Here is a 23,775-nt window from a genome sequence, read left to right on the forward strand (position 1 = left end):
GTCACTGTGTGTGCTGAAAGCTTATATCTATCCGGTTCTGGACCGGCCTCTTAAAATACGAAATTCGTTAACCTGCATAAAAAAAATAACCGCCGCCAGGATGAGTTAGCGTCGGTTACATGATCTTTCTTATTGCAGGGCGCATATTTTGCACCAAACAAAGGCACCCTGACAAGCTTTTGAGACTTTCAGTTACAAATTTACGGATTATCCTATTGAACAAAGCACGTTTTCGCGGCCGATTACGCGCCTTAACGCCCCGCCAGCCGCCCCCTCAGGCGTTTTTCAGCATCCAGTCAATTTCCGTGGCGGTGATCAGCCGCTCAAAGTGCATCAGCTCATGATGCTTGCAGCTGTGCCAGACAAAACCGAAGCGCGTACCCAGTAGTTTCTGTAATGCATGGCTTTGTTCAAACTCATACAGCGCATCGCTTTGGCGGATCGGCAGCGGATTGCCCTCCGCCTCGTGGCCGTTGCCTTTGACGGCGACCGGCAGCGGCAGCTGGTTATCCATCCCGTGCAGGATCCCCGCCAGAATCGCCGCCATCACCAGGTAGGGATTGGCGTCGGCACCGGCAACGCGGTACTCCACGCGATGGTTGTCGCTGTCACCGCAGGGAATACGCAGCGCCACGGTGCGGTTATTGTGGCCCCAGGAGGCCTGGAGCGGAACGAAGGCATCCGGTAAGAAACGACGGTAGGCATTGACGTTGGGTGCCAGCAGCGCCATCGAGGCGGGCATCAGATCGATCATCCCGGCCAGCGCGCGTTTCAGCAGCGGCGAATCGCTACCGTCATCGCAGATAAAGGCATTGTGATCGGCGGCATCCAGCATGCTGATATGCACGTGCATGCCGCTGCCGGCGTACTCTTCGTACGGCTTGGCCATAAAGGTAGCGTTCATGCCGTGACGTTCGGCCACCTGACGGATCAGGCGCTTCAGCTGAATGGCGTGGTCGCAGGCGCTCAGCACGTTGCGGGTGTGATGCAGGTTGATCTCAAACTGGCCGGGCGAGGCCTCAGCCAGCGCGCCGTCAGCCGGAATGCCCTGCTGCTTCGCCAGCTCGTCGATTTCACTCAGCACGTCGGCAAAGTGATCCAGGTTATCAACGGAGTACACCTGGCTTTGCATATTGCGCTCGTCGCTGCCCGGCGCGCACGGCGGCTGTATATAGCCCTCGGCATCGCGCTGCTTGTCGACCAGATAGAACTCCAGCTCTACCGCTACCACCGGGAACAGTCCTCGATTGCGCAGCTGCTGCCACAGCTGGTTGAGAACATTGCGGGGTTCAACGTCAAAGGGAGTGCCATCTTGATTGCGCATGGTCAGGAGGATCTGCGCCAGATGTTCGGGATCGGAAGCGGAGGGAATAAGCGAGCCTTCAACGGGAACACAGATATTGTCCGGTTCGCCCAGCACCTGGCCCAGACCTGCTTCTTCCACGGTGTTGCCGAGGATATCCATGGCGTAGACGGAAGCCGGGAAGTAACAGCCTTTTTCCAGTTTCTTCAGGCTGGCAATGGGAATGCGTTTACCGCGGAAAACACCATTTAAATCGTTGAGGAGAATATCGACGTACTGCGTTTCAGGATGGCGTTCCAGGTAAGTCTGCACTTCACTCTGGAACGCGGTGGTTCGTTTCTCTTCACTGTGCCGCGTGAAATCTTCGACTTCGACAATATTGGTCATGATGCCACCCACCAGGTTCGTTTCGTTGTTGAGCGTTGCTCAAAATAACAGCCACACTATTAACATAGCGCCAACACAAAGAGTGTGCAAATGTAACTAACTGCTTTATTTTTCGCCTCATCACGTTTGAATATTACCCATCCCGTTGCTAGATTGACATTATATTGCACAGTTTTGCGCCACGGGCGGTTCCACCGGTTGATATTTTTAACAGTGTAACGGGGTGAGAATGGGCATTATTTTTGACAAACCATTGATTGGCGTGGTGATGTGCCAGATCGATAAAGGCGGACATCCCACGCAGATGGTGCACAATAAATATCTCGATGCCGTGCTGCTGGCAGGCGGTATTCCGCTGGCGCTGCCCCACGGGCTGATGTCTGCCCCTCATCTATTAGAAAACGCTATGGCGGCGCTGGATGGCATTTTACTGACCGGCAGCCCGAGTAATATCGAACCCCATCATTACCATCAGTCCGGCGAAGAGCCGGATGCCGATCCCGGCCGCGACCGGCTGGCCTTCGCGCTGGTCAACTACGCGCTGGAAAACCAGATGCCGCTGCTGGCGATCTGCCGGGGGCTGCAGGAGCTGGTGGTGGCCACCGGCGGCGATTTGCACCGCCAGCTGCATCTGGTCGCCGGGATGCAGGATCATCGGGAGGATGCGTCTCTGACGCTGGAGGAGCAGTACTCCCCGGCTCATGAGGTCTGGCTGGAGCCGGACGGGCTGCTCTCACCGCTGGTGAATAACGCCAGCAGGCTGCGGGTGAATTCCCTGCATCAGCAGGGCATCCGCTCGCTGGGGGCAAAGATGCGCCCCGAAGCGCGTTCCGCCGACGGGTTGATTGAAGCCGTCAGCCATGCTCAGCACCCTTTCGCTCTGGCGGTTCAGTGGCACCCGGAATGGCAAAGCGCCGGGTCGGAATCCTCACGACAGATTTTTGGCGGGCTGATCGCAGCCGGCCAGCGTTTCAGGAAGGAAAAACGATGAGCGAAATCACCCTGGCTCCCGGGCGGCGGTTATCCGAACTCCGGCAGCAGATGGGGTTGTCACAGCGCCGCGTGGCGGAGCTTTCGGGCCTGACCCACAGTGCGATCAGCACCATTGAGCAGGATAAAGTCAGCCCGGCGGTGAGCACGCTGCAAAAATTACTGAAGGTGTATGGCCTGTCGCTGTCCGAGTTCTTCTCCGAACCGGTGGTGGACGACGTGCCCAAAGTAGTGATCGAGGAGCACGAGCTGATCGATATCGGCGGCCAGGGCGTGTCGCTGAAGCTGATCCACAACGGTAACGCACGCAGAACGCTGGCCATGCTGCTGGAAACCTATGAGCCCGGGTCCACCACCGGTGAAAAAATTCGTCACCAGGGCGAGGAGACCGGCACGCTGCTGGAGGGCGAGATCACGCTGAATATCAACGGCCAGAGCTATCACCTGCATGCCGGGCAAAGCTATGTCATTGATACCGGCAACCCCCACAGTTTTACCAATGCCTCTACCCGGCGCTGCTGCATTATCAGCGCCCATACGCCCGCAACGTTTTAGCCATGAATCACCCGGTGCAGCCGGGTATAAGGGAAAAACTATGCATGTGAATAGCTACTATGCAGCAACCGCCAACCCGCATGATGCCTGGCCACAGCTGAAAGAGAGTGTTCAGTGCGACGTGTGCATCATCGGCGGCGGGTTTACCGGCCTTTCCTCGGCGCTGTTTTTGACCGAAGCGGGCTACGATGTGGTGGTGCTGGAGGCCGCGCAGGTTGGCTTCGGTGCCAGCGGCCGCAACGGCGGGCAGGTTGTGAATTCCTACAGCCGCGACGTTGACGTCATCGAACAGCGCTACGGCAGCGAGACCGCGCGGCTGCTGGGCAGCATGATGTTCGAAGGGGCGGAGATCATTCGCGATCGCATCGACCGCTACGCCATTAACTGTGATTATCGCCCCGGCGGTGTTTTTGCCGCCCTCACCCCGCGACAGATGCAGCATCTTGACGCGCAGTCTCAGCGCTGGCGGCGCTATGGCAATCACCAGCTTGAGCTGCTGGATAGCGAGGCCATTCGCCGCGAGGTGGGCAGCGATCGCTACGTTGGCGGGCTGCTGGACCGCAGCGGCGGGCATATTCATCCGCTGAATCTGGCGCTGGGCGAGGCCGAGGCCATTCGCCGTCACGGCGGGCGGATCTATGAACGTTCGGCGGTCACCTCCGTGCAGTACGGTACGCCGCACCGCATCAGTACCGAACAAGGTCAGGTTCAGGCGAAGTTTGTGATTTTTGCCGGGAACGCCTATCTGGCCCCGCATCTGGAACCCCGTCTGGCGAAAAAAAGCCTGCCCTGCGGCTCGCAGATTGTCGCCACCGAGCCGCTTGCCGCCGAGGTGGCGCGGTCGCTGCTGCCGAATAATTTCTGCGTTGAGGACTGTAACTATCTGCTGGACTATTTCCGCCTGACTGCCGATAACCGCCTGCTGTACGGCGGTGGCGTGGTCTACGGTGCGCGCGAACCGTCCGATGTCGATGCGCTGATCCGCCCCAAGCTGCTGAAAACCTTCCCGCAGCTGGCCGGGGTGAAGTTTGATTACGCGTGGAGCGGCAACTTCCTGCTGACACTGTCCAGAATGCCGCAGTTTGGCCGCCTGGAGAACGGCGTCTACTACATGCAGGGCGACAGCGGGCACGGGGTGACCAGTACCCATCTTTCCGGCAGACTGATTGCCGAGGCGATGCGCGGCGACGCCGAACGCTTTGATGCCTTTGCGAAGCTGCCGCATCTGCCCTTCCCCGGCGGCCGCACCCTGCGCGTGCCGCTGACCGCGATCGGAGCCGCCTGGTATGCGCTGCGCGACCGACTGGGGGTTTAAATCCGGCCGGTTCGCAGTAAAATGCGGGCCGGTCACCTGAGGAACCGTCATGAATTCAACCAGTAGCAACACCCGCTTCTTCGTTATTGTGGTTTTTGGCATCATCCTGTTCTGGGCGGCGGCGTACCCCCTCTCCCGCTATGTTTCCAGCGCCGCCTTCGGCGAACCCACAGGCGCGATCTACAACGCCATCAACGTGCTGTTTACCGCGCTGGCCTTTACCGGGGTAGTGATTACCTTCCGCTTCCAGTACATCGAATCAGAACGATCCGCGAAGGATCTGGTTGAGCGCTCCATTTTTGAACTGCTGACCACCTTCACCACCGATGAGTTTCAGAAGGTGAAAGACGAGGCATTTCTCGCCCTGCTGATTGCGGTGAGAGATAAAGCGTATGCCGAATATCTCAGCAGCCGCCTGTTCCCGATCGGCAGGAAGCCGTTCCCTGTCTCGGCCGCAGGGGCGTATGCCGAGCTGAAGCCGGAACTGAACGAGATGGGTCTGGATGAGGTGATCGCGCTGGATCGCAACGCGCGGCTGAAGCTGGACAACGTGCTTAACTTCTTCGCCATGCTTTCCCACCGCCAGGCGGCGGCGACGGTGATCCGCCATGTGGATTTCGCCTATGACTGGTGGCGACCGACGCTGTGGATTATCGCGCAGCTGCAGAAGGAGATTAAGGACGGCAGCGAGGAAATAAGCCTGTACTGCCGCAATCCGATGCTGCACACCACGCTGGAGCGGCTGGATGAAATTTATCAGTATCCGCCGATAACGCCGGGGCCGGAGGTTTACCGCTATCTGGCCATCCATCCCTGGCTTAAAGAGCAGAGGATCGACCCGGCCTTCTTCGGTCATGCCCCGGAGAACGCGGCCTGACGTGCGAACGCCCTGCATTCGTGCAGGGCTCAGGCTGGAAGCGTGACGAACGCCACCGGTTAAGGGTTACGCCAGCGGCATGTTGCCCGGGTCCGGGTAGCAATATTCAAAGCCCAGCTCGCGGCAGATTTTGCTGCCGTCGATGATTTTACCGCCGTCCTTAACGGCGTCGTCATCAATAAAGGTCGGCGGCGTCAGGCCTAGCTGGCGTGCGACGGTAGGATAAAACTCTTTGCGTGAGGGATGAACCGGAGCGCACAGGTTGTAAACGTGCCCGCCTTTCGGGCGCTGGAGCAGCAGCCGGATCGCCTCGATCACATCTTCAAGATGCACCAGATTCACCCCCTGCGCACCGTTGCTCAGCCCCTCTTTACCGGCCAGGAATCGCCCCGGATGGCGCTTCGGCCCCACCAGCCCGGCAAGCCGCAAAATATCCACCGAGGTGCCGGGAAGCTGATGCAGCCAGCTTTCCAGCTCCTGCAGCGTGCGTCCGGCCACGCTGACCGGCGTCAGTTCGCTGCTTTCTTTGGTGATACCCGGGCGATCGCCGTACACGGAGGTTGAGCTGGTGAAGATAATATGCGGAATATTAAAGGCCAGTGCGCTGTCCACCAGCTGCTGTACCGCCAGCAGATAGCTTTCGCCGCCGGAGGCCGTGCGGCTGGCGGGCAGGGTAATCACCAGCGCATCGACGCTCAGCAACGCGGCCAGGTCATCCGCCTCGCAGACCAGTTCCGGGTTGAGTTCCAGCACGTAGCTTTCAATGCCGCACATGCGCGCGGCTTCAACGCCGTCCGGCGTGGTTTTGCTGCCGGTGACCTGCATTCCGGCGGCGGTGAGCGACAGCCCCAGCGGCATTCCCAGCCAGCCCAGCCCGACAATCGCGACTCTCTTCATGTCCATGCTCCCGTTTATTACAACCAGTATGCCTCAGGCTACGCCAGCCCAATGCCGCTGACAACCGCCCGTGAATAAGAGAATCTTTCAACATTAACAAAAAAGTGTTGCGTCATCTTCCTATCCTGGTTAGGTTATTTGTCACGATATGAATAGACATTCATCCAAGAGAATTTTATGACTCGCGTTCAGTTTAACCATCATCACCACCATCACCCTGACTAGTCTTTCAGGCGATGTGTGCTGGAAGACGTTTAGGATCTTCCAGTGGTGCTCGAGTCGCGAAATGGCCCCCGGAAGATCACCTTCCGGGGGCTTTTTTTTGGGCCGAACACAGGGCCCGAATGCTGAGATGACAGACTGACCAACGGCATGATTAATATAAAGCAGACAGGAAAAGAGGATTAGCACCGATGTTAGATAACACCCGTTTACGCATAGCTATGCAGAAATCAGGCCGTTTAAGTGACGAATCACGCGAACTGCTGGCCCGCTGCGGCATTAAAATTAACCTGCAGCAGCAGCGTCTGATCGCCTTCGCTGAGAACATGCCGATTGATATCCTGCGCGTACGCGATGACGATATTCCAGGCCTGGTGATGGATGGCGTGGTTGACCTCGGCATTATCGGTGAGAACGTGCTGGAAGAAGAGCTGCTGACCCGCCGCGCTCAGGGCGAAGATCCGCGTTATTTCACCCTGCGTCGCCTGGATTTCGGCGGCTGCCGCCTGTCGCTGGCGATGCCGGTGGATGACGAATATACCGGTCCGGCCTGTTTACAGAACTCGCGTATCGCCACTTCCTACCCGCACCTGCTGAAAAAATACCTCGATAAACAGAACATTAACTTCAAATCCTGCCTGCTGAACGGTTCGGTTGAAGTGGCACCGCGTGCCGGTCTGGCCGATGCGATCTGCGATCTGGTGTCCACCGGCGCCACGCTGGAAGCCAACGGCCTGCGTGAAGTTGAGGTGATTTACCGCTCTAAAGCCTGCCTGATCCAGCGCGACGGTGAAATGCCTGCCGCCAAGCAGGAACTGATCGACAAGCTGATGACCCGTATTCAGGGCGTAATTCAGGCTCGCGAGTCAAAATACATCATGCTGCACGCGCCGAGCGAGCGTCTGGAAGACATTATCTCCCTGCTGCCGGGTGCCGAGCGCCCTACCGTTCTGCCGCTGGCGGGCGATAAGAGCCGCGTGGCGATGCACATGGTCAGCAGCGAAACGCTGTTCTGGGAAACCATGGAAAAACTGAAATCCCTCGGGGCGAGCTCCATTCTGGTGCTGCCAATTGAGAAGATGATGGAGTAATCCCATGGCGACCACGATGACCCCCATTGTCTGGCAGGACTGTAGTGAAGAGCAGCAGCAGGCGCTGTTAACGCGCCCGGCGGTTTCCGCCTCGGACAGTATCAGCACCACGGTGCGCGGTATTCTTGAGAAGGTCAAAATCGAGGGTGACGACGCGCTGCGCTACTACAGTGCCACCTTTGACAAGACGCAGGTTGATGCGCTGCGCGTCAGCGAGCAGCAAATCGAAGACGCCTGCGCGCGTCTCGGTTCCGAAATCAAGCAGGCGATGGCCGTTGCGGTCGCCAATATTGATACCTTCCACGTGGCGCAGAAACTGCCCGCGGTGGATATTGAAACCCAGCCCGGCGTGCGCTGCCAGCAGGTGACCCGCCCGCTGGCCTCGGTGGGCCTGTATATTCCCGGCGGCTCTGCGCCGCTGTTCTCCACCGTTCTGATGCTGGCCACCCCTGCCCGCATCGCCGGCTGCCGCCGCGTGGTGCTATGCTCGCCGCCGCCAATTGCCGACGAAATCCTTTATGCCGCCAAACTGTGCGGCGTGCAGGAAGTGTTCCAGGTGGGCGGCGCGCAGGCGATTGCGGCACTGGCGTTCGGCACCGAAAGCGTGCCGAAAGTAGACAAGATCTTTGGCCCGGGCAACGCGTACGTTACCGAAGCCAAGCGCCAGGTCAGCCAGCGTCTGGACGGTGCGGCGATCGATATGCCTGCCGGTCCGTCTGAAGTGCTGGTGATTGCCGATGAAGGCGCAACGCCCGATTTCGTCGCCTCTGACCTGCTGTCGCAGGCGGAGCACGGCCCGGATTCTCAGGTGGTGCTACTGACCCCGTCGCTGCCGATGGCGGAAGCGGTGGCCGCGGCGGTCGCACGTCAGCTGGCTGAACTGCCGCGCGCGGCGATCGCCGCCAAAGCGCTGGAGAGCAGCCGCCTGATTGTGGTACGCGATTTGCAGCAGTGCGTGGAGATCAGCAACCGCTACGGACCCGAGCACCTGATTATTCAGACCCGCCGGGCGCGCGATCTGGTGGACAGCATCACCAGCGCCGGTTCAGTGTTTCTCGGTGACTGGTCGCCGGAGTCCGCGGGTGACTATGCCTCCGGTACCAACCACGTGCTGCCGACCTACGGCTATACCGCCACCTACTCCAGCCTGGGCCTGGCGGACTTCCAGAAGCGGATGACGGTGCAGGAACTGACCCAGGAAGGCTTTATGGGTCTGGCCGCGACCATCGAAATTCTGGCCGCCGCCGAGCAGTTGGTCGCCCACAAGAATGCCGTCACCCTGCGCGTCGCCGCACTCAAGGAGAAGCAATGAGCACGAATTCCATCGAAGCGCTGGCCCGCGCAAACGTTCGCGCGCTGACCCCGTATCAGTCCGCCCGTCGTCTGGGCGGCAACGGCGACGTCTGGCTGAATGCCAATGAATATCCGCTGGCGGTGCCGTTTAACCTCAGCCAGCAGACGCTGAACCGCTACCCGGAGTGCCAGCCCAAGCTGGTGATTGAGCGCTATGCCGCCTACGCCGGGCTGAATGCGGATCAGGTGCTGGTCAGCCGCGGGGCCGATGAAGGCATCGAGCTGCTGATGCGCGCCTTCTGCGAGCCGGGCCAGGATGCGGTGCTGTTCTGTCCGCCGACCTACGGCATGTACAGCGTCAGCGCGGAAACCATCGGCGTGGAGTACCGCACCGTTGAAGCGCGTGAAGACTGGCAGCTGAACCTGTCCGGTATTGCCGAACAGCTGGACGGCGTGAAGCTGGTTTACGTTTGCAGCCCGAACAACCCGACAGGCAACCTCATCAACCCGGACGATTTCCGTGAGCTGCTGGAGATGACGCGCGGTAAAGCGCTGTTGGTCGCCGATGAAGCCTACATTGAATTCTGCCCGCAGGCGTCGCTGGCCGGCTGGCTGAAGGATTACCCGCATCTGGTGATTCTGCGCACGCTGTCAAAGGCCTTTGCGCTGGCGGGCCTGCGCTGCGGCTTCACCCTGGCGAATGCCGAGGTGATCGCGCTGCTGTTGAAAGTGATCGCCCCTTACCCGCTGTCCACCCCGGTGGCGGATATCGCCGGTCAGGCGCTGAGCGACGAGGGGATTGCGCTGATGCGTGAGCATGTTGGCCAGCTGATCGCCAACCGTGAAAAGCTGATTGCCGATCTGCGCCAGTGCGACTGCGTTGAAGAAGTTTTTGACAGTGAAACCAACTATATTCTCGCGCGCATTACCGCCTCCAGCCAGGTCTTCAAGACGCTGTGGGATCAGGGTATTATTCTGCGCGACCAGAATAAGCAGCCGGGACTCTCCGGATGCCTGCGTATTTCCATCGGCACCCGCGAAGAGTGTGACCGTGTTATCAGCGCGCTGAAATCCTTACCCGGCGCAACCGTATCTCAGGAGCAAGCATGAGTCAGAAAGTCCTTTTTATCGATCGCGATGGCACCATTATTTCTGAGCCGCCGGAAGATTTTCAGGTGGACCGCATGGATAAACTGGCCTTTGAGCCGGATGCCATTCCCGCCCTGCTGTCGTTGCAGAAAGCCGGATTCCGGCTGGTGATGATCACCAATCAGGACGGACTGGGCACCAGCAGCTTCCCGCAGGCGGACTTCGACGGCCCGCACAATCTGATGATGCAGATCCTCACCTCTCAGGGCGTGACGTTTGACGATATCCTGATCTGCCCGCACAAACCGGAAGATAACTGCGACTGCCGCAAGCCAAAAACCAAAATGGTCACCGAGTGGCTGGCCGAAGGCGCGCTGGATACCGCCAATAGCTACGTGATTGGCGACCGCGCCACCGACGTGCAGCTGGCGCAGAATATGGGGATCACCGGCCTGCTGTACGGCAAAAACGGTCTGAGCTGGTCGCAGATTGAAGAGCAGCTGACTAAACGCGATCGCTACGCGCTGGTCAACCGCAGCACCAAAGAGACGCAGATCAAGGTTGAAGTGTGGCTGGACCGCGAAGGCGACAGCAAAATCAACACCGGCGTCGGCTTCTTCGACCATATGCTGGACCAGATCTCCACCCACGGCGGCTTCCGCATGAATATCGACGTGAAGGGCGATCTGTACATTGACGATCACCACACCGTGGAAGATACCGGTCTGGCGCTGGGCGAAGCGCTGCTCAAGGCGCTGGGCGACAAGCGTGGCATTGGTCGCTTCGGCTTCGTGCTGCCGATGGACGAATGCCTGGCGCGCTGCGCGCTGGATATCTCCGGCCGCCCGCACCTGGAATACAAAGCCGAGTTCAGCTATCAGCGCGTGGGCGATCTGAGCACCGAGATGGTGGAACACTTCTTCCGCTCGCTCTCCTACACCATGGCCGCGACACTTCACCTGCGCACCAAGGGCAAAAACGATCATCATCGCGTGGAAAGCCTGTTTAAAGTCTTCGGCCGCACCCTGCGCCAGGCGATCCGCGTTGAGGGCAACACGCTGCCAAGCTCGAAAGGAGTACTGTAATGGACGTGGTGATCCTGGATACCGGCTGCGCCAACCTCTCCTCGGTAAAGTGGGCGATACAGCGCCTTGGATACAACCCGCAGGTCAGCCGTGAGGCCGATATCGTGCTGAATGCCGACAAGCTGTTTCTGCCGGGCGTCGGCACCGCGCAGGCGGCGATGGACCAGCTGCGCGAACGCGACCTGATTGAGCTGATCAAAGCCTGTACGCAGCCGGTGCTGGGCATCTGCCTGGGCATGCAGCTGCTCGGCTCGCACAGCGATGAAAGCGGCGGCATTCCGACGCTGGATGTGATCGAACACCCGGTGGAGCGCATGCAGGATGTTGGCCTGCCGCTGCCGCACATGGGCTGGAATCAGATCACCTCGCAGGCCGGTAATCATCTGTTCCGCGGCATTGAAGACGGGTCGTACTTCTATTTCGTCCACGGCTACGCCATGCCGGTGAACCCGTACACCATTGCCCAGTGCAACTACGGTTCCCCGTTTACCGCTGCGGTGCAGAAAGACAACTTCTACGGCGTGCAGTTCCACCCCGAGCGTTCCGGTGCCGCTGGCGCGCAGCTGCTGAAAAATTTCCTGGAGATGTAACCGGTATGATTATCCCGGCGTTAGATTTAATTGATGGCAAGGTGGTGCGCCTGCACCAGGGCGACTACGGCCAGCAGCGCGACTACGGCAGCGATCCCCTGCCGCGCCTGCAGGATTATCAGGCTCAGGGTGCGACCGTGCTGCATCTGGTCGATCTGACCGGCGCAAAAGATCCGGCTGCACGCCAGATCCCGCTGCTGACCAAACTGCTGGCAGGCGTCAGCGTGCCGGTGCAGGTTGGCGGCGGCATCCGCACCAAAGACGACGTTGAGGCGCTGCTGAACGCCGGTGCGACCCGCGTAGTGGTCGGTTCTACGGCGATCAAGCAGCCGGAAGAAGTACAGCAGTGGTTTAAGCAGTACGGCGCGGAAGCGATCGTTCTGGCGCTGGACGTGCGTATTGATGCCAACAACCGTAAAGAAGTGGCGATCAGCGGCTGGCAGGAAGCCAGCGGGATCACGCTGGAAGAAGTCATCGACCAGTTCCTGCCGTTTGGCCTGAAGCACGTGCTGTGCACCGATATTTCCCGCGACGGTACGCTGAGCGGCTCGAACGTTGAGCTGTATCGCGAAGTCTCCGCGCGCTACCCGCAAATTGCCTTCCAGTCCTCCGGCGGCATCGGCTCGCTGGACGACATTGCCGCCCTGCGCGGCAGCGGTGCGCAGGGCGTGATCGTCGGACGCGCGCTGCTGGAAGATAAATTCAACGTATCGGAGGCAATTTCATGCTGGCAAAACGGATAATTCCCTGCCTCGACGTGCGCGACGGCCAGGTGGTCAAAGGCGTGCAGTTTCGTAATCACGAGATTATCGGCGACATCGTGCCGCTGGCGCAGCGCTATGCCCAGGAAGGCGCCGACGAGCTGGTGTTTTATGATATCACCGCCTCAAGCGATGGCCGCGTGGTGGATAAAAGCTGGATTTCGCGCGTGGCGGAAGTCATCGACATTCCCTTCTGCGTGGCGGGCGGCATTAAGTCCGTTGAGGATGCGGCGCTGTTGCTCTCCTTCGGTGCCGACAAGATTTCGATTAACTCCCCGGCGCTGGCCGATCCGGAGCTGATCACCCGCCTGGCGGACCGCTTCGGCGTGCAGTGCATCGTGGTCGGGATTGATACCTGGTACGACAGCGAAAGCGGCAAGTATCACGTAAACCAGTACACCGGCGACGAAAGCCGTACCCGCGTCACAAAGTGGGAAACCCTCGACTGGGTGCAGGAAGTGCAGAAGCGTGGGGCCGGTGAAATCGTGCTGAATATGATGAACCAGGACGGCGTGCGTAACGGCTACGACCTGGTGCAGCTGCAGAAAGTACGTGAAGTGTGCAAGGTGCCGCTGATTGCCTCCGGCGGCGCGGGCACCATGGAACACTTCCATCAGGCATTCCGTGATGCCGACGTTGACGGCGCGCTGGCCGCGTCCGTCTTCCATAAGCAGATTATTAATATTGGGGAACTGAAAGCGTTCCTGGTAGAAAAAGGTGTGGAGATCCGCGCATGTTAACTGAACAACAGCTGGCTAAGCTGGACTGGGTAAAAACCGACGGGATGATGCCCGCCGTCGTGCAGCACGCCGTTTCCGGCGAAGTTCTGATGCACGGTTATATGAATCAGGAAGCGCTGGATAAAACGCTGGCTACCGGCAAGGTGACCTTCTGGTCGCGGACCAAACAGCGCCTGTGGACCAAAGGGGAAACCTCCGAGCATTTCCTCAACGTGGTCAGCATCACCCCGGACTGCGATAACGATACGCTGCTGGTGCTGGTCAACCCGGTTGGGCCAACCTGCCACCTTGGCACCTCCAGCTGCTTCTCTCCGGCCGCACCGGACTGGACCTTCCTGTATCAGCTGGAGCAGCTGCTGGCCGAACGCAAGCACGCCGACCCGAAAAGCTCGTACACCGCCAGCCTGTACGCCAGCGGCACCAAGCGCATCGCGCAGAAAGTGGGTGAAGAAGGCGTGGAGACCGCGCTGGCCGCAACGGTTAACGACCGCTTCGAACTGACCAACGAAGCCTCCGATCTGGTTTATCATCTGCTGGTGCTGTTACAGGATCAGGATCTGAACCTGTCGGCGGTGATAGACAATCTGCGCCAGCGGCACAAATAATCGTTCACAATACAATAAGGGCCGGTTATCCGGCCCTTTTTTTATGACAGGGAGCAATCATGAGTACGTTTGACCAGCTCACCGCCCTGCTCGACGGGCATCAGGCGCGTTACCGGGTAATGGAACACGCGGCGATGGGGAAATGTGAAGAGGTGGCGGCGCTGCGCGGCACCGAGCTGGGCCAGGGCGCTAAAGCGCTGGTCTGCCACGTGAAGGGGAACGGCGTGAAGCAGCACGTGCTGGCGGTGCTGCCTGCCGATAAACAGGCTGACCTCTCACGCCTGGCATCGGCGCTGGGCGGGCTGCGCGCCTCGCTTGCCAGTCCGGCCGAGGTGGATAAATTGACCGGATGCGTATTCGGCGCCATCCCGCCATTTAGTTTTCATCCGGATCTGCTGCTGGTGGCGGATCCGAGCCTGCTGACGCGCTATGACGAACTGGCGTTTAACGCCGGGCTGCTGGAGAAGTCGATGGTGCTGAATACGCAGGACTATCAGCGCATTGCGGCACCGACTATCCTGAGTTTTTTACGGGAAGAGGCATAGCGGGTGTGAAAGAAACAGCGTGCGGCCGGATGGCTCCGGCCGCGGCGTCAACGTTTAAGACTGTTTACGCTGGCGATACTGCTGGCTGACCAGGCGGCCAATCACGATGCCGGAACCGATAATGCCACCGAGGATAATCGACAGCAGCACCGTCAGTACGCGTTTCGGGCTGTCGCGTCGAATCGGCAGATCGCCCGGGGCGATGTAGCGGAAGGACTGCAGGTTATCCACCTGAATTTTCAGATGGGTCATCGCCAGGAGTGAACGCTGCGTGTCGTAGTACGCCCCATCCAGCGGCAGCGGTTTCGTCGCTTCGTTGGCGATCATCGCCTGCAAAGAGACCGTACCCAGCAGGTACAGCGTATCATCCGACAGGAATTCAGCCTGGTTGAGCTGGGAGCGGTTAATGTTCGACGCCTCAGCAATTTTCAGCGACTGCTTAATCACATCAATGCGCTGCTGCTTCTTATCCAACGCCACCTGCTTCTGCGTATCCAGTGAATCCGTCAGCTCGCGGGTTTTCACACTCAGGCTGCGGCGGATATCGGCACCGTAGTCATCCACCACGTCGTCGTTAACGCGCTGGATATACTCACCCAACTGCTTGCGCGCCAGCTCCGGGGTTTCCGCGGTGAAGGAAATGCGCAGCGGCTCACGGCTGCCTTTAATCACCTGCTGAACTTTCAGTTCCAGCGGTTCGTCAAGGTTTTCCAGTTCGGAAGAAAGCGCGCTGATTGAACTGCCGAAGCGGTTAAACAGCTGCTGCTGCAAATCGCCAATCGCCGGCTTGTCCTGCGGGCTCTGTGCATAGAGCACGCTTAGCGCGGCGTTATAGTTCGCCACCTGGCCTGCGGCCGGCAGCGTCACAATCGCTTTTGATGTCCATTTCTCTTTAGCCAGTAGCACATAGGCCAGCGCGAGCAATACGGTGACCACAATCGATACCATAATGATTTTTTTACCGGCCCACAGCTGGACAAGGATATCCAGCAGGCCCAGCTCTTCATCTCGATTATAGGAATTTTGGTAGTGCGGGTGCTGCTCAGAATGGGAATGGCTGTCGCGACTCATAGTTTCAGTTTACTCAACACAAAGGAAAGCTAACGCAAAGGCGGTAAGTATAGGTAAAAATAGTTGAAGAGTCAGCGAGGTAGGATAGGGATTATCTTAAAAATTTTCGGGGACGGGGGGAATAGAAGAAATAACCTCCCGCAACGCGGGAGGTTGATGACGGGATTAATCCAGCCATTCGGTGTGGAACACACCGTCTTTATCAGTACGCTTGTAGGTATGCGCACCGAAGTAGTCACGCTGAGCCTGAATCAGGTTCGCCGGCAGTACCGCTGAACGGTAGCTGTCGTAGTAAGCGATGGCAGCAGAGAAGGTTGGCGTTGGGATACCGTTCTGCACGGCATAGGCCACAACGTCACGCAGCGCCTGCTGGTATTCGTCAGCGATGTTTTTGAAGTACGGAGCCAGCAGCAGGTTAGCGATGTCAGCGTTATCGGCATAGGCATCGGTAATTTTCTGCAGGAACTGAGCACGGATGATGCAGCCCGCGCGGAAGATCTTAGCGATTTCGCCGTAGTTCAGATCCCAGTTGTTCTCGGTAGAAGCCGCTTTCAGCTGAGAGAAGCCCTGCGCGTAAGAAACGATTTTGCCCAGGTACAGCGCGCGACGCACTTTCTCAACGAACTCGGCTTTATCGCCAGATACTGCCTGCACGGTTGGGCCAGTCAGCACTTTCGATGCCGCAACGCGCTGGGTTTTCAGCGAGGAGAGGTAGCGGGCAAAGACGGACTCGGTGATCAGGGACAGCGGCTCGCCGAGATCCAGGGAGCTCTGGCTGGTCCACTTACCGGTACCTTTGTTTGCGGCTTCATCCAGAATCACATCAACCAGATAGTTACCTTCTTCGTCTTTCTTGGTGAAGATATCTTTGGTGATGTCGATCAGGTAGCTGCTCAGCTCGCCTGCGTTCCACTCGCTGAAGGTTTTCGCCAGGTCGTCATTGCTCAGGTTCAGCGCGCCTTTCAGCAGAGAGTAGGCCTCTGCGATCAGCTGCATGTCGCCGTATTCGATGCCGTTGTGCACCATTTTAACATAGTGACCCGCACCGTCCGGACCCATGTAAGCCACGCAGGCTTCGCCTTCGGCACGCGCTGCAATCTCAGTCAGGATTGGAGCAACCAGCTCGTAAGCTTCTTTCTGGCCGCCAGGCATGATGGATGGGCCTTTCAGTGCGCCCTCTTCGCCACCGGAAACGCCGGTACCGATAAAGTTGAAGCCCTGCTCAGACAGTTCGCGGTTACGGCGAATGGTGTCTTTGTAGAAGGTGTTACCGCCATCGATAAGGATGTCGCCTTTATCCAGGTGTGGAGTCAGGGAGGCGATAGTTTTGTCGGTCGCTTCACCGGCTTGCACCATCAAAAGGATACGACGAGGTTTTTCCAGTGAGTCAACAAACTCTTCGACGGTATAGTGCGGAACCAGGTTTTTACCTGGGTTCTCTGCGACCACTTCATCGGTTTTCTCACGAGAGCGGTTGAAGATAGAAACTGAATAGCCGCGGCTCTCAATGTTGAGTGCCAGATTGCGGCCCATAACAGCCATACCCACAACGCCGATCTGTTGCTTGGACATACCTACTCCTGTCTACGTGATTTTACCTGCAGCAATGTGACTGCGGTCAATGTTCCAGACATGTTAACTCAGGTTTAGGTAATGTGGATAGTGATTGGTGCGATAGTCAGATATATTGAATAAAACTCACCAAATACCCCTCTAAAAAGTGCCATAATTATCACATCCCAGCCGGAGCTGATGCTTAATTAAGCACATTTAGTGAATAGAATCCGCCGCCGTCATTAGTTTTATTTCATCAATCGGGCGGCCAATAAATTCGAGTAATGGCGTGATTAAATAATCTTACGCACCACGGCTGGAGTGCAGCCGGTGAGTGAACTTAAAGATTAGAAATCTGAATGTACTCTGTAAATGCCACATAAAATGACGAGAGAACACGCTGCGGTTAGCGTGCTTGGCAAAATGTAGCGCATGGATAGTGGGATAATAAACAACAGGGACCTGCAGCAGCTGCGAGCGGTAGCACAGATCGATATCTTCACAGTACATAAAGTATTTTTCATTGAAGCCGGAAAGCTGCTGATAGTGGCTCGCTTTAATTGCCATAAACGACCCGGCGGTCCAGTCCACGGGCGTGGGCGTAAAAACTGTCGACTTATCAATGATGCATTTGTTAACGCCGAAAATAAACGACTGGAAGAAGTCCTTCAGCGTTGGGAACTTGCGGATAGAGTTATCATAGACCGTTTTCTCATCATTCTTAAAAAGATTGATGGCGGCAAACGCCACGCGATCTTTCTGCATATTTGCTACAAGTTCAGATATTTGCTGCGCCGTGATATGCAAATCCGGGTTAAGCACAATAAAAATGTCCTCGCCCTGCATATTAAGTTTCTGCTGGCAGTAGTCAAAGACGAAATTATTGTTTTTACCAAAGCCTAAACCATAGTCACTGCCGATCATGACGATATTATTTTCAGCACACCAGTCATTTAACGCAACGGCATCCTGTGGCTTATTACACTTCAAAACCACGTTAAACTGTGATGCCAGTTCAGGCAGGCAGTTAATCTGCTTAATCATTTCGGCATGACCATGCGAAACAACGCTAATATAGATGTTCATTCCACCCCTGAATAACTAAAATTTATTAATCAAACCTGACCACATCGTGGCAACAACGTTCATTGAGTAGCTGCGGCTGGCCGCTAACGCTTTATCTGCCAGCCGTGCATGCCGCAAAGTATTCTGACTGAGGCCGTCAATCAGCTGCTTAGCCTTCCCGGCAAAGTCTTCCTCACGGCAGAGTAAGCCGTCTTCGCCGTCCGTGATAATTTCTCGCGGTCCAATGTGATCGGAGGCAATCACCACACAGCCCTGACTCATTGCTTCAATAACAACCAGTCCGAACAGCTCCTCCCAGCCATTTATCTTGCGTGATGGCAGCAGAAGGAAATGACTGCGGGCCATCAGGGATTTAAGCTGTTCGCGATCGCTGATGAATCCGTGGAAGTGTAGATTAGCGAGCCCGCGCTGATAGGCCGTCACCTGGCTTTCCGCCTCTCCCCGACCGGCAATATGAAATTCCAGCTCAGGATCGGCGGTCGCGGCATATTCAGCCAGCTCAAGGCAGGTACCGACGCCTTTCGCTGCGGTAAGCCGACCGGTGAACAGGAAACGGTTCGGGCTTTGCTGCCATTTTTTTTCAAACGCGTCCGCGTTAATCGGATCGATGTCCACCACGTGAGGAATAGTGACAATGCGCGCCGTTAATTCAGGCAGAAACTGGCTAACCGATCGCGCGGTTTCATCGGTGACCGCAACAATGCCACTGAAGCGCGGTAGCCGGTGCCGCCACGCACGCTTTAGCCAGCCGCGCAGCGGTTTGGGATACTCAAACGGCACCTCGCCCTGCCACTGATGCCAGGAGGTGTGCAGCAGAACGCGGTTGTGTTTACACAGAAAGCTGTAAATCAGCAGGCGAATATTAAACGGTGCCATGCCCAGTAGAATCGTTTGCTGTCTGATAAACGGTAGCTTAAACAGAAAGAAAAACGAATTGAGCGTTTCGCGCTGGATCCTGCGGTACTTCAGCAAATCGCGCAGCATAAACCGAAACGGGCGCGTATTCAGATACACCACATCGGCAACCTGCTCCAGCGCTTTAAAATAGGGTTTGCCGTCAAAATCGTGCAGGACGATGACTTTCTTCATAGCCAGGTTTCCAGAATGCGGTCAAGCTTCTGCCAGGTGCTTTTCCAGCTGAATTTTTGCAAAATCACCTCGGCCTGGTCGGGATAAAACTGCGGTTTCTCCAACAGCAGGGCCACCAGCGCGGCGTGATTTCCCAACTCAAAATAGCGAATATTGTCGTTCGCAAATTCCCGGAACGCCGGAATATCGGAAGCAATCACCGGGCAGCCGTTGGCCAGCGCTTCGAGGATGGGTAAACCGAATCCTTCGTATAGCGAAGGGAACACAAAGACGCGCGCATGTTGATACAGGGCCACCAGCTGTTCATCGCTGACGAAGCCGGGATAAATCACCCCTTCCTGCGGCGAAGCGGCGGTATGCCCCACTAATACCAGAGACAGTCCCGGCTGCGTTTTGCGCAGTTCAGCAAACGCCGCCAGCAGCGCAGGAATGTTTTTATGCGGTCGATTATTGCCCGTATAGAGCAGATAGCCTTTATCCTGTAAACCCAGCGTATGAATAATCGCGCTGTCCGGCTGTGCGGTGAGGAACAGGCCTTCGCCGGTGACGGCCGAATCCCGCTGATAAAGTGCCCTGACGTCATCCCGCGTGGTGGCGGAAACGCTCAACACCAAATCGCTGGCGGCCATACTTTTCCCCACCAGCAGGCGAAAATAGCGTTTACCTATCAGCTTTTTGAGCCAGCCGCTGAAGAATTCCGGCACCAGCTCAAACATTAAATCATGCACCGTGACCGCGGATTTGATCCCTTTGACCGGGCGCATCAGTCCGGAATAGTGGAAGCTGATGTAGTGGGTGTAATCCTGCTGTTTTAACCAGCCGGGGAAACGCATCCAGTGCAGCAGATTAAACGCTTTGAGCGCAATCACCTGCTGTCGACATGCGACATCAGGCCGTGCTTCATTCAGCAGTGCTGTCACGTTATCCGCGCCGTATTTCTCGATGTAATAAGCCAGAAACTTCTCTGAGTAACGCGCAATGCCCGTTGGGCGGGCCGTCATCAGGCGGCAGTCTAATACTATTTTTGGCACTCGGTTTATCCCTAAAGCCGCGTTAAACGCAGAGGAGGAAAGCTGCGGATTAAACGTCTGGTTGAACTTTTCCTGCACGATCTTAATCAGTTCCGCATTTTCATGCTGCTGCGCGGAAGCCGACGCCATCATCGCGATCGCCCGCGGCAAATCGTCCGCCGGGAAGCGCCACTGCGGCGGCAGGAACTCCTTCATGCCGTCGACATCACTGCCGAACACCACCCGCCCCAGCTTCACCGCCTCAACCATCACCAGCGGCACGCCTTCAAAGCGGGAAGGCAGCACGATGCCATCCGCCGCCTGGATCAGCGCTTCAATGCGATCGGGCGCGCACCAGCCGTGGAACACAATGTTTGCGTTGCCTGCAAACTCCGCGCGCAGCAACTCTGATTCAGCTGAGCTGTTATCACCGACGATATGCAGATTTAAATCGCTGTGGGCCTGCTGAGCGGTAAACGCTCGCAGGAATTCCTGCTGCCTTTTCTGCAGGAAATCAACGCGGCCGATTAACAGGAAGTTAATCCCGGCGGGAAGCTCAACCGGTTTGACGGAAGGACGCGTGGAGAACGTCGGTTCGTTGAAGTTGTAAACAAGGCTGATTTTTTCTTCCGGCACGGCAAAATCGGCGACCAGCTCTCGCTTGTTAAACTCGGAGATGGTGATGAAGTTATGTGCCAGCGGGTAATAAAACAGCCGGTTAAGCCAGTCACGAAAGCCGCCCAGCGTCACGCCCAGCAGGCGACTTCTTTTGGTTATCGGGATGTAGGACAGCACCTTACAGCCGGAAAGCCGTGCCACCAGCAGCGACAAGCCGCCGATTTCGATGGTGCCCTGCACGACCATCACCTGGGTAAAACCGCCGTTTCTGATGATGCGGTACAGGGCAAAGGCATCGCGCCAGGCCAGCAGATTGGTCAGCGGTCGGACCGGAAAACCCGAAAACTCGTGGGTTATTACCACAATCGGCAGGCCCGTGCGCACCTTCAGGTTATCGATTTCGTCGATCAGCTTCTGATTTTTCTTATTGGCAACGATGGTGATATTTTGACCCGCCGGACATTCACTCTGGGCCAACAGCCGCAGGAACATCTCTTCATGTCCCCCGTAAACGGGCGATTCATCAATAAACAGCGTTGTATTAAACATTTTGCCTCGTGCGTTTATTCAATCTGTCATTTCTCAGATAGATGGCATGCCCCATAACGTAAAATTCCAACGCCATAATGTTGAAAAACCCGTCGAAGGCCAGGTCCTGCATCAGGGCAATATTGAGGATGACAAAGACGATTAAATAGCGCGTTTTGCTATGGTAGCGGATTAGAATCCAGCCGATGAACACCAGGGCCAGTAACCACATAAACATCACGATGGTGCCGGAAACACGGACCAGATCCAGCAGCATATTGTGGAACCAGATGCCGGTGTAGCCTTCCGCCTGCACCTGCATACCGCCAAACGGATAATTCAGGAAATTGCTAAAACCGTAGACCAGCATACTGAAGCGCGGGCTATCGATGCCACGTTCGGAGAAGCCCCCAAAGTCCAGCAGCGACATCCAGCGGGAAATATCGATGGCAAACAGGGCCAGCGTCACAATCAATACGCCCACGGCACAGATCAGCAGTAGCCGCTTGGGGTTTGACGAGGTTTTAAACGCGAAGAACAGCACCAGCAAAATAAAGGCGGCACGCGAACCCAGATACACCGCGCTGAATACGAAACACAACAGGGACAGCACCGTGAGCATAATCAGATGGCGCATCTGCCAGTTGTTGTTCAGCCAGACGATGGTGAACAGCACCAGCTGCAGCGCATACAGCGGCGAGTTTTCTTCACTGCGGTTGACGACGTCATAGACCAGGTTATATCCCGGGTAGCCGTGCAGCTTACTGTAAATACAAACAATCAGCACATAGGCAATGCTGCACAGGCAAAAGAAGTTAATCCAGGTTTTGCGGCGCGTTTGCGCCTCCTGATAGCCCAGCACAAAGAACAGAATAAAACTGAAAACAATCAGCAACACCAGGTTGGTAAATTTGCCCGGGCCACGCTCAAAATGCCCCAGGCCGAAGACATACCACAGCGTAAAGAACACCATGATGTAGCCGACAAACAGGTAGCTGCGCATCGGTGCCCTGAAGCGAATCAGCACCACGATGCTGGATAGCAGCATAAACAGGATAGCCAGCACCAGAATGCGGAAAGAGACGCTAAAAATCGTCAAGCCGATCAGCAGGTTGAACAGCAGTGTTTCATACTGGCGATAGCCGTTAGGGACTGGCGGTGCGATCTCAGTCGACATGTTTTACCATTTTTTTATCAAATTTCTTAGCCATGACCATCACCATAACGGAAAGAGAAAAATAGGCCGCGGCGTTAACCAGTGAAAACACGGCCATCGCGCCCAGGCTCGATTTAAGCACCAGCACGCCAAACATCAACGCGGCCGCGCGCAGCACCATTGAAATCACCTCATACGCCAGGAAGTAGTGCTGGATTTTTAATGAGGGAATGGAATCAATCGCCGGCCTGGCTCCCAGCCAGAAGATACAGTAAATCGCCATCCACTGTCCGTATTCGCCGGCGATATGCCATTTCTCGCCGAACACCAGGCTAAAAATCCACGGGCCGAAAAGAATGACCACCAGATAAATGGCGGCGGAGGTCAGCAGCAGCAGCAGCGTTGATTTAGTGATGAAGGCGAAAATGGGTGAACCGCTGTTCACCTTTTCGCTGACGCGCGGGTAATAGACGTTACTGATTGCGCCACTCAACAGCGTAACCGGCGCGCCGAGTATGGTTTGTGCCAGCGCGTAGAATCCGGCTTCGGCGGCACCGAAATAGTAACCGATAATAAACACCGGCAAACTTTGCGAGAGCGAGTTAACCAGCGCCTGCGGCGTGCGAAAAAGCGGGAAGTCATAGTAGTGGCGGGCAACCCGCTTAATGCGGCTAAAACGAAACGTGCGGGATTTAACGCGCAGACCGGCTTTCAGCGCCCGGCCAAAAAACTGTAGCGCCTGCAGCAGGTAGCCAACGGCCGTAATCCCCACCAGCGTTACCGGTAGTGGCGCCAGCATCCCGCCCCCTACCCGCAAAATATTGACCGCCGCGGCCTGAATCACCGAAATATGCGCGATTTGCTTGTAGCTGCGCGTACGGATCAACCACTGCTGGCCGCTCAGCTGAAACGGCAGCGCCAGTATCATCAAGGGGATTAACAGCCAGAACCACAGCGGATATTTGTCCGTTGGCAGCGCATGCGGAAACGCAATCTGCGCAAAGGCCAGCAGCAGCAGAGACAGAACGGCGATGATGCCGCCAAGCCATAAACAGAGCCTGACCAGCAGCGAGGCCAGAAGCGTGCGTTTTGGCAGGACCACCGCAATGGGATAGCTCAGCGCCGAAAGCGGGATCAGGATATTAATCACCGACATAAAACTGCCCATCATCCCGTAAGCCTCGGGGCCATACTGGCGGGTGATGATGGGAATAAAGGCCAGATAGATGATCTGCGCCAGCGCCGTTCCGGAGGCGAGGATAATAATACTTCTAAACAGTCCGTTCTTTAGCATAGTGAATCAATGGCCGTACGGTTC

Annotated in this window: 23 protein-coding genes and 1 other annotated feature; of the genes, 14 read left to right on the top strand and 9 right to left on the bottom strand. The window is 56.8% G+C overall.

Annotation, left to right across the window (positions count from 1 at the left end; genetic code table 11):
• Window positions 1–274: 274 nt before the first annotated feature.
• On the bottom strand, window positions 275–1,693 hold the full coding sequence (locus EC836_RS16070) for a glutamine synthetase family protein (RefSeq protein WP_199735220.1): 1,419 nt from the start codon (window positions 1,691–1,693) through the stop codon (window positions 275–277).
• Window positions 1,694–1,919: 226 nt separating this feature from the next.
• Here EC836_RS16070 and puuD point away from each other — a divergent pair, with 226 nt between their 5' ends.
• The 4 genes from puuD to EC836_RS16090 are packed head-to-tail and all read left to right on the top strand — an operon-like array spanning window position 1,920 to window position 5,427.
• A complete protein-coding gene (puuD, locus tag EC836_RS16075; RefSeq protein WP_123334895.1) occupies window positions 1,920–2,681 on the top strand; it encodes a gamma-glutamyl-gamma-aminobutyrate hydrolase in 762 nt (253 codons plus the stop codon).
• Window positions 2,678–3,235, top strand: a complete 558-nt coding sequence (puuR, locus tag EC836_RS16080; protein WP_123334897.1) for an HTH-type transcriptional regulator PuuR — start codon at window positions 2,678–2,680, stop codon at window positions 3,233–3,235. The genes puuD and puuR overlap by 4 nt, the downstream gene beginning before the upstream one ends.
• A gap of 40 nt (window positions 3,236–3,275) precedes the next feature.
• The gene (locus tag EC836_RS16085) at window positions 3,276–4,550 is read left to right on the top strand and encodes an FAD-binding oxidoreductase (RefSeq protein WP_123334899.1); all 1,275 of its coding nucleotides are present in this window, start codon (window positions 3,276–3,278) and stop codon (window positions 4,548–4,550) included.
• 49 nt (window positions 4,551–4,599) lie between these two features.
• On the top strand, window positions 4,600–5,427 hold the full coding sequence (locus EC836_RS16090) for a hypothetical protein (RefSeq protein ID WP_233599354.1): 828 nt from the start codon (window positions 4,600–4,602) through the stop codon (window positions 5,425–5,427).
• Window positions 5,428–5,493: 66 nt separating this feature from the next.
• On the opposite strand, the gene EC836_RS16095 is transcribed toward EC836_RS16090, so the two are convergent.
• The gene (locus EC836_RS16095) at window positions 5,494–6,324 is read right to left on the bottom strand and encodes an SDR family oxidoreductase (RefSeq protein WP_123334901.1); all 831 of its coding nucleotides are present in this window, start codon (window positions 6,322–6,324) and stop codon (window positions 5,494–5,496) included.
• 177 nt (window positions 6,325–6,501) lie between these two features.
• On the opposite strand from EC836_RS16095, the gene hisL reads away from it, so the two are divergent.
• From hisL to EC836_RS16145, 10 genes are all read left to right on the top strand, one after another.
• On the top strand, window positions 6,502–6,549 hold the full coding sequence (gene hisL / locus EC836_RS16100; protein ID WP_100396937.1) for a his operon leader peptide: 48 nt from the start codon (window positions 6,502–6,504) through the stop codon (window positions 6,547–6,549).
• Window positions 6,525–6,648: a sequence feature (His leader region), on the top strand. It overlaps the preceding gene by 25 nt.
• 89 nt (window positions 6,649–6,737) lie before the next feature.
• Window positions 6,738–7,637: an ATP phosphoribosyltransferase gene (gene hisG, locus EC836_RS16105; protein ID WP_123334903.1), complete on the top strand. Its 900-nt coding sequence runs from the start codon at window positions 6,738–6,740 to the stop codon at window positions 7,635–7,637.
• 4 nt (window positions 7,638–7,641) lie between these two features.
• Window positions 7,642–8,949 (top strand): histidinol dehydrogenase, encoded by a 1,308-nt coding sequence (hisD, locus tag EC836_RS16110; RefSeq protein WP_123334905.1) that lies wholly within the window; start codon window positions 7,642–7,644, stop codon window positions 8,947–8,949.
• A complete protein-coding gene (gene hisC / locus EC836_RS16115) occupies window positions 8,946–10,040 on the top strand; it encodes a histidinol-phosphate transaminase (protein WP_123334907.1) in 1,095 nt (364 codons plus the stop codon). Before hisD ends, hisC begins: the two co-directional genes overlap by 4 nt.
• Window positions 10,037–11,104: a bifunctional histidinol-phosphatase/imidazoleglycerol-phosphate dehydratase HisB gene (gene hisB / locus EC836_RS16120; RefSeq protein ID WP_123334910.1), complete on the top strand. Its 1,068-nt coding sequence runs from the start codon at window positions 10,037–10,039 to the stop codon at window positions 11,102–11,104. Before hisC ends, hisB begins: the two co-directional genes overlap by 4 nt.
• Entirely contained in the window at window positions 11,104–11,694 is a 591-nt protein-coding gene (gene hisH, locus EC836_RS16125; protein WP_123334912.1) for an imidazole glycerol phosphate synthase subunit HisH, read from the top strand. Before hisB ends, hisH begins: the two co-directional genes overlap by 1 nt.
• Before the next feature lie 5 nt (window positions 11,695–11,699).
• Window positions 11,700–12,437, top strand: a complete 738-nt coding sequence (gene hisA / locus EC836_RS16130; protein WP_123334914.1) for a 1-(5-phosphoribosyl)-5-[(5-phosphoribosylamino)methylideneamino]imidazole-4-carboxamide isomerase — start codon at window positions 11,700–11,702, stop codon at window positions 12,435–12,437.
• Window positions 12,419–13,195, top strand: a complete 777-nt coding sequence (hisF, locus tag EC836_RS16135) for an imidazole glycerol phosphate synthase subunit HisF (protein ID WP_123334916.1) — start codon at window positions 12,419–12,421, stop codon at window positions 13,193–13,195. The genes hisA and hisF overlap by 19 nt, the downstream gene beginning before the upstream one ends.
• Window positions 13,189–13,800 (top strand): bifunctional phosphoribosyl-AMP cyclohydrolase/phosphoribosyl-ATP diphosphatase HisIE, encoded by a 612-nt coding sequence (gene hisIE / locus EC836_RS16140; RefSeq protein WP_123334918.1) that lies wholly within the window; start codon window positions 13,189–13,191, stop codon window positions 13,798–13,800. Before hisF ends, hisIE begins: the two co-directional genes overlap by 7 nt.
• A gap of 59 nt (window positions 13,801–13,859) precedes the next feature.
• Window positions 13,860–14,345, top strand: coding sequence for a YbaK/prolyl-tRNA synthetase associated domain-containing protein (locus tag EC836_RS16145; RefSeq protein WP_123334920.1), 486 nt, complete (start codon window positions 13,860–13,862; stop codon window positions 14,343–14,345).
• 54 nt (window positions 14,346–14,399) lie between these two features.
• On the opposite strand, the gene wzzB is transcribed toward EC836_RS16145, so the two are convergent.
• From wzzB to EC836_RS16180, 7 genes are all read right to left on the bottom strand, one after another.
• Entirely contained in the window at window positions 14,400–15,416 is a 1,017-nt protein-coding gene (wzzB, locus tag EC836_RS16150) for an LPS O-antigen chain length determinant protein WzzB (RefSeq protein ID WP_123334922.1), read from the bottom strand.
• 165 nt (window positions 15,417–15,581) lie between these two features.
• Window positions 15,582–16,988: an NADP-dependent phosphogluconate dehydrogenase gene (gndA, locus tag EC836_RS16155; RefSeq protein WP_123334924.1), complete on the bottom strand. Its 1,407-nt coding sequence runs from the start codon at window positions 16,986–16,988 to the stop codon at window positions 15,582–15,584.
• Between the two features lie 285 nt (window positions 16,989–17,273).
• On the bottom strand, window positions 17,274–18,056 hold the full coding sequence (locus EC836_RS16160) for a glycosyltransferase family 2 protein (protein ID WP_123334926.1): 783 nt from the start codon (window positions 18,054–18,056) through the stop codon (window positions 17,274–17,276).
• 15 nt (window positions 18,057–18,071) lie between these two features.
• Window positions 18,072–19,145, bottom strand: a complete 1,074-nt coding sequence (locus EC836_RS16165; RefSeq protein WP_123334928.1) for a glycosyltransferase family 4 protein — start codon at window positions 19,143–19,145, stop codon at window positions 18,072–18,074.
• Window positions 19,142–21,322: a glycosyltransferase gene (locus tag EC836_RS16170; protein WP_123334930.1), complete on the bottom strand. Its 2,181-nt coding sequence runs from the start codon at window positions 21,320–21,322 to the stop codon at window positions 19,142–19,144. Before EC836_RS16170 ends, EC836_RS16165 begins: the two co-directional genes overlap by 4 nt.
• Window positions 21,315–22,478 (bottom strand): hypothetical protein, encoded by a 1,164-nt coding sequence (locus tag EC836_RS16175; RefSeq protein WP_123334932.1) that lies wholly within the window; start codon window positions 22,476–22,478, stop codon window positions 21,315–21,317. The genes EC836_RS16170 and EC836_RS16175 overlap by 8 nt, the downstream gene beginning before the upstream one ends.
• Window positions 22,468–23,751, bottom strand: coding sequence for a lipopolysaccharide biosynthesis protein (locus tag EC836_RS16180; protein WP_123334934.1), 1,284 nt, complete (start codon window positions 23,749–23,751; stop codon window positions 22,468–22,470). The genes EC836_RS16175 and EC836_RS16180 overlap by 11 nt, the downstream gene beginning before the upstream one ends.
• Between the last annotated feature and the right edge of the window lie 24 nt (window positions 23,752–23,775).

This window comes from Erwinia sp. JUb26 (genome assembly GCF_003751505.1).
Lineage (GTDB): Bacteria > Pseudomonadota > Gammaproteobacteria > Enterobacterales > Enterobacteriaceae > Erwinia.

Bases quoted from the DNA above. Each gene is read 5' to 3' on its own strand.
- wzzB (WP_123334922.1), bottom strand. From the start codon at position 15,416: ATGAGTCGCGACAGCCATTCCCATTCTGAGCAGCACCCGCACTACCAA.
- EC836_RS16180 (WP_123334934.1), bottom strand. From the start codon at position 23,751: ATGCTAAAGAACGGACTGTTTAGAAGTATTATTATCCTCGCCTCCGGA.
- hisIE (WP_123334918.1), top strand. From the start codon at position 13,189: ATGTTAACTGAACAACAGCTGGCTAAGCTGGACTGGGTAAAAACCGAC.
- EC836_RS16090 (WP_233599354.1), top strand. From the start codon at position 4,600: ATGAATTCAACCAGTAGCAACACCCGCTTCTTCGTTATTGTGGTTTTT.
- hisA (WP_123334914.1), top strand. From the start codon at position 11,700: ATGATTATCCCGGCGTTAGATTTAATTGATGGCAAGGTGGTGCGCCTG.
- EC836_RS16160 (WP_123334926.1), bottom strand. From the start codon at position 18,056: ATGAACATCTATATTAGCGTTGTTTCGCATGGTCATGCCGAAATGATT.
- EC836_RS16175 (WP_123334932.1), bottom strand. From the start codon at position 22,478: ATGTCGACTGAGATCGCACCGCCAGTCCCTAACGGCTATCGCCAGTAT.
- EC836_RS16145 (WP_123334920.1), top strand. From the start codon at position 13,860: ATGAGTACGTTTGACCAGCTCACCGCCCTGCTCGACGGGCATCAGGCG.
- hisD (WP_123334905.1), top strand. From the start codon at position 7,642: ATGGCGACCACGATGACCCCCATTGTCTGGCAGGACTGTAGTGAAGAG.
- hisC (WP_123334907.1), top strand. From the start codon at position 8,946: ATGAGCACGAATTCCATCGAAGCGCTGGCCCGCGCAAACGTTCGCGCG.
- hisF (WP_123334916.1), top strand. From the start codon at position 12,419: ATGCTGGCAAAACGGATAATTCCCTGCCTCGACGTGCGCGACGGCCAG.
- puuD (WP_123334895.1), top strand. From the start codon at position 1,920: ATGGGCATTATTTTTGACAAACCATTGATTGGCGTGGTGATGTGCCAG.
- hisG (WP_123334903.1), top strand. From the start codon at position 6,738: ATGTTAGATAACACCCGTTTACGCATAGCTATGCAGAAATCAGGCCGT.
- puuR (WP_123334897.1), top strand. From the start codon at position 2,678: ATGAGCGAAATCACCCTGGCTCCCGGGCGGCGGTTATCCGAACTCCGG.
- gndA (WP_123334924.1), bottom strand. From the start codon at position 16,988: ATGTCCAAGCAACAGATCGGCGTTGTGGGTATGGCTGTTATGGGCCGC.
- EC836_RS16095 (WP_123334901.1), bottom strand. From the start codon at position 6,324: ATGAAGAGAGTCGCGATTGTCGGGCTGGGCTGGCTGGGAATGCCGCTG.
- EC836_RS16170 (WP_123334930.1), bottom strand. From the start codon at position 21,322: ATGTTTAATACAACGCTGTTTATTGATGAATCGCCCGTTTACGGGGGA.
- EC836_RS16165 (WP_123334928.1), bottom strand. From the start codon at position 19,145: ATGAAGAAAGTCATCGTCCTGCACGATTTTGACGGCAAACCCTATTTT.
- hisH (WP_123334912.1), top strand. From the start codon at position 11,104: ATGGACGTGGTGATCCTGGATACCGGCTGCGCCAACCTCTCCTCGGTA.
- EC836_RS16085 (WP_123334899.1), top strand. From the start codon at position 3,276: ATGCATGTGAATAGCTACTATGCAGCAACCGCCAACCCGCATGATGCC.
- hisB (WP_123334910.1), top strand. From the start codon at position 10,037: ATGAGTCAGAAAGTCCTTTTTATCGATCGCGATGGCACCATTATTTCT.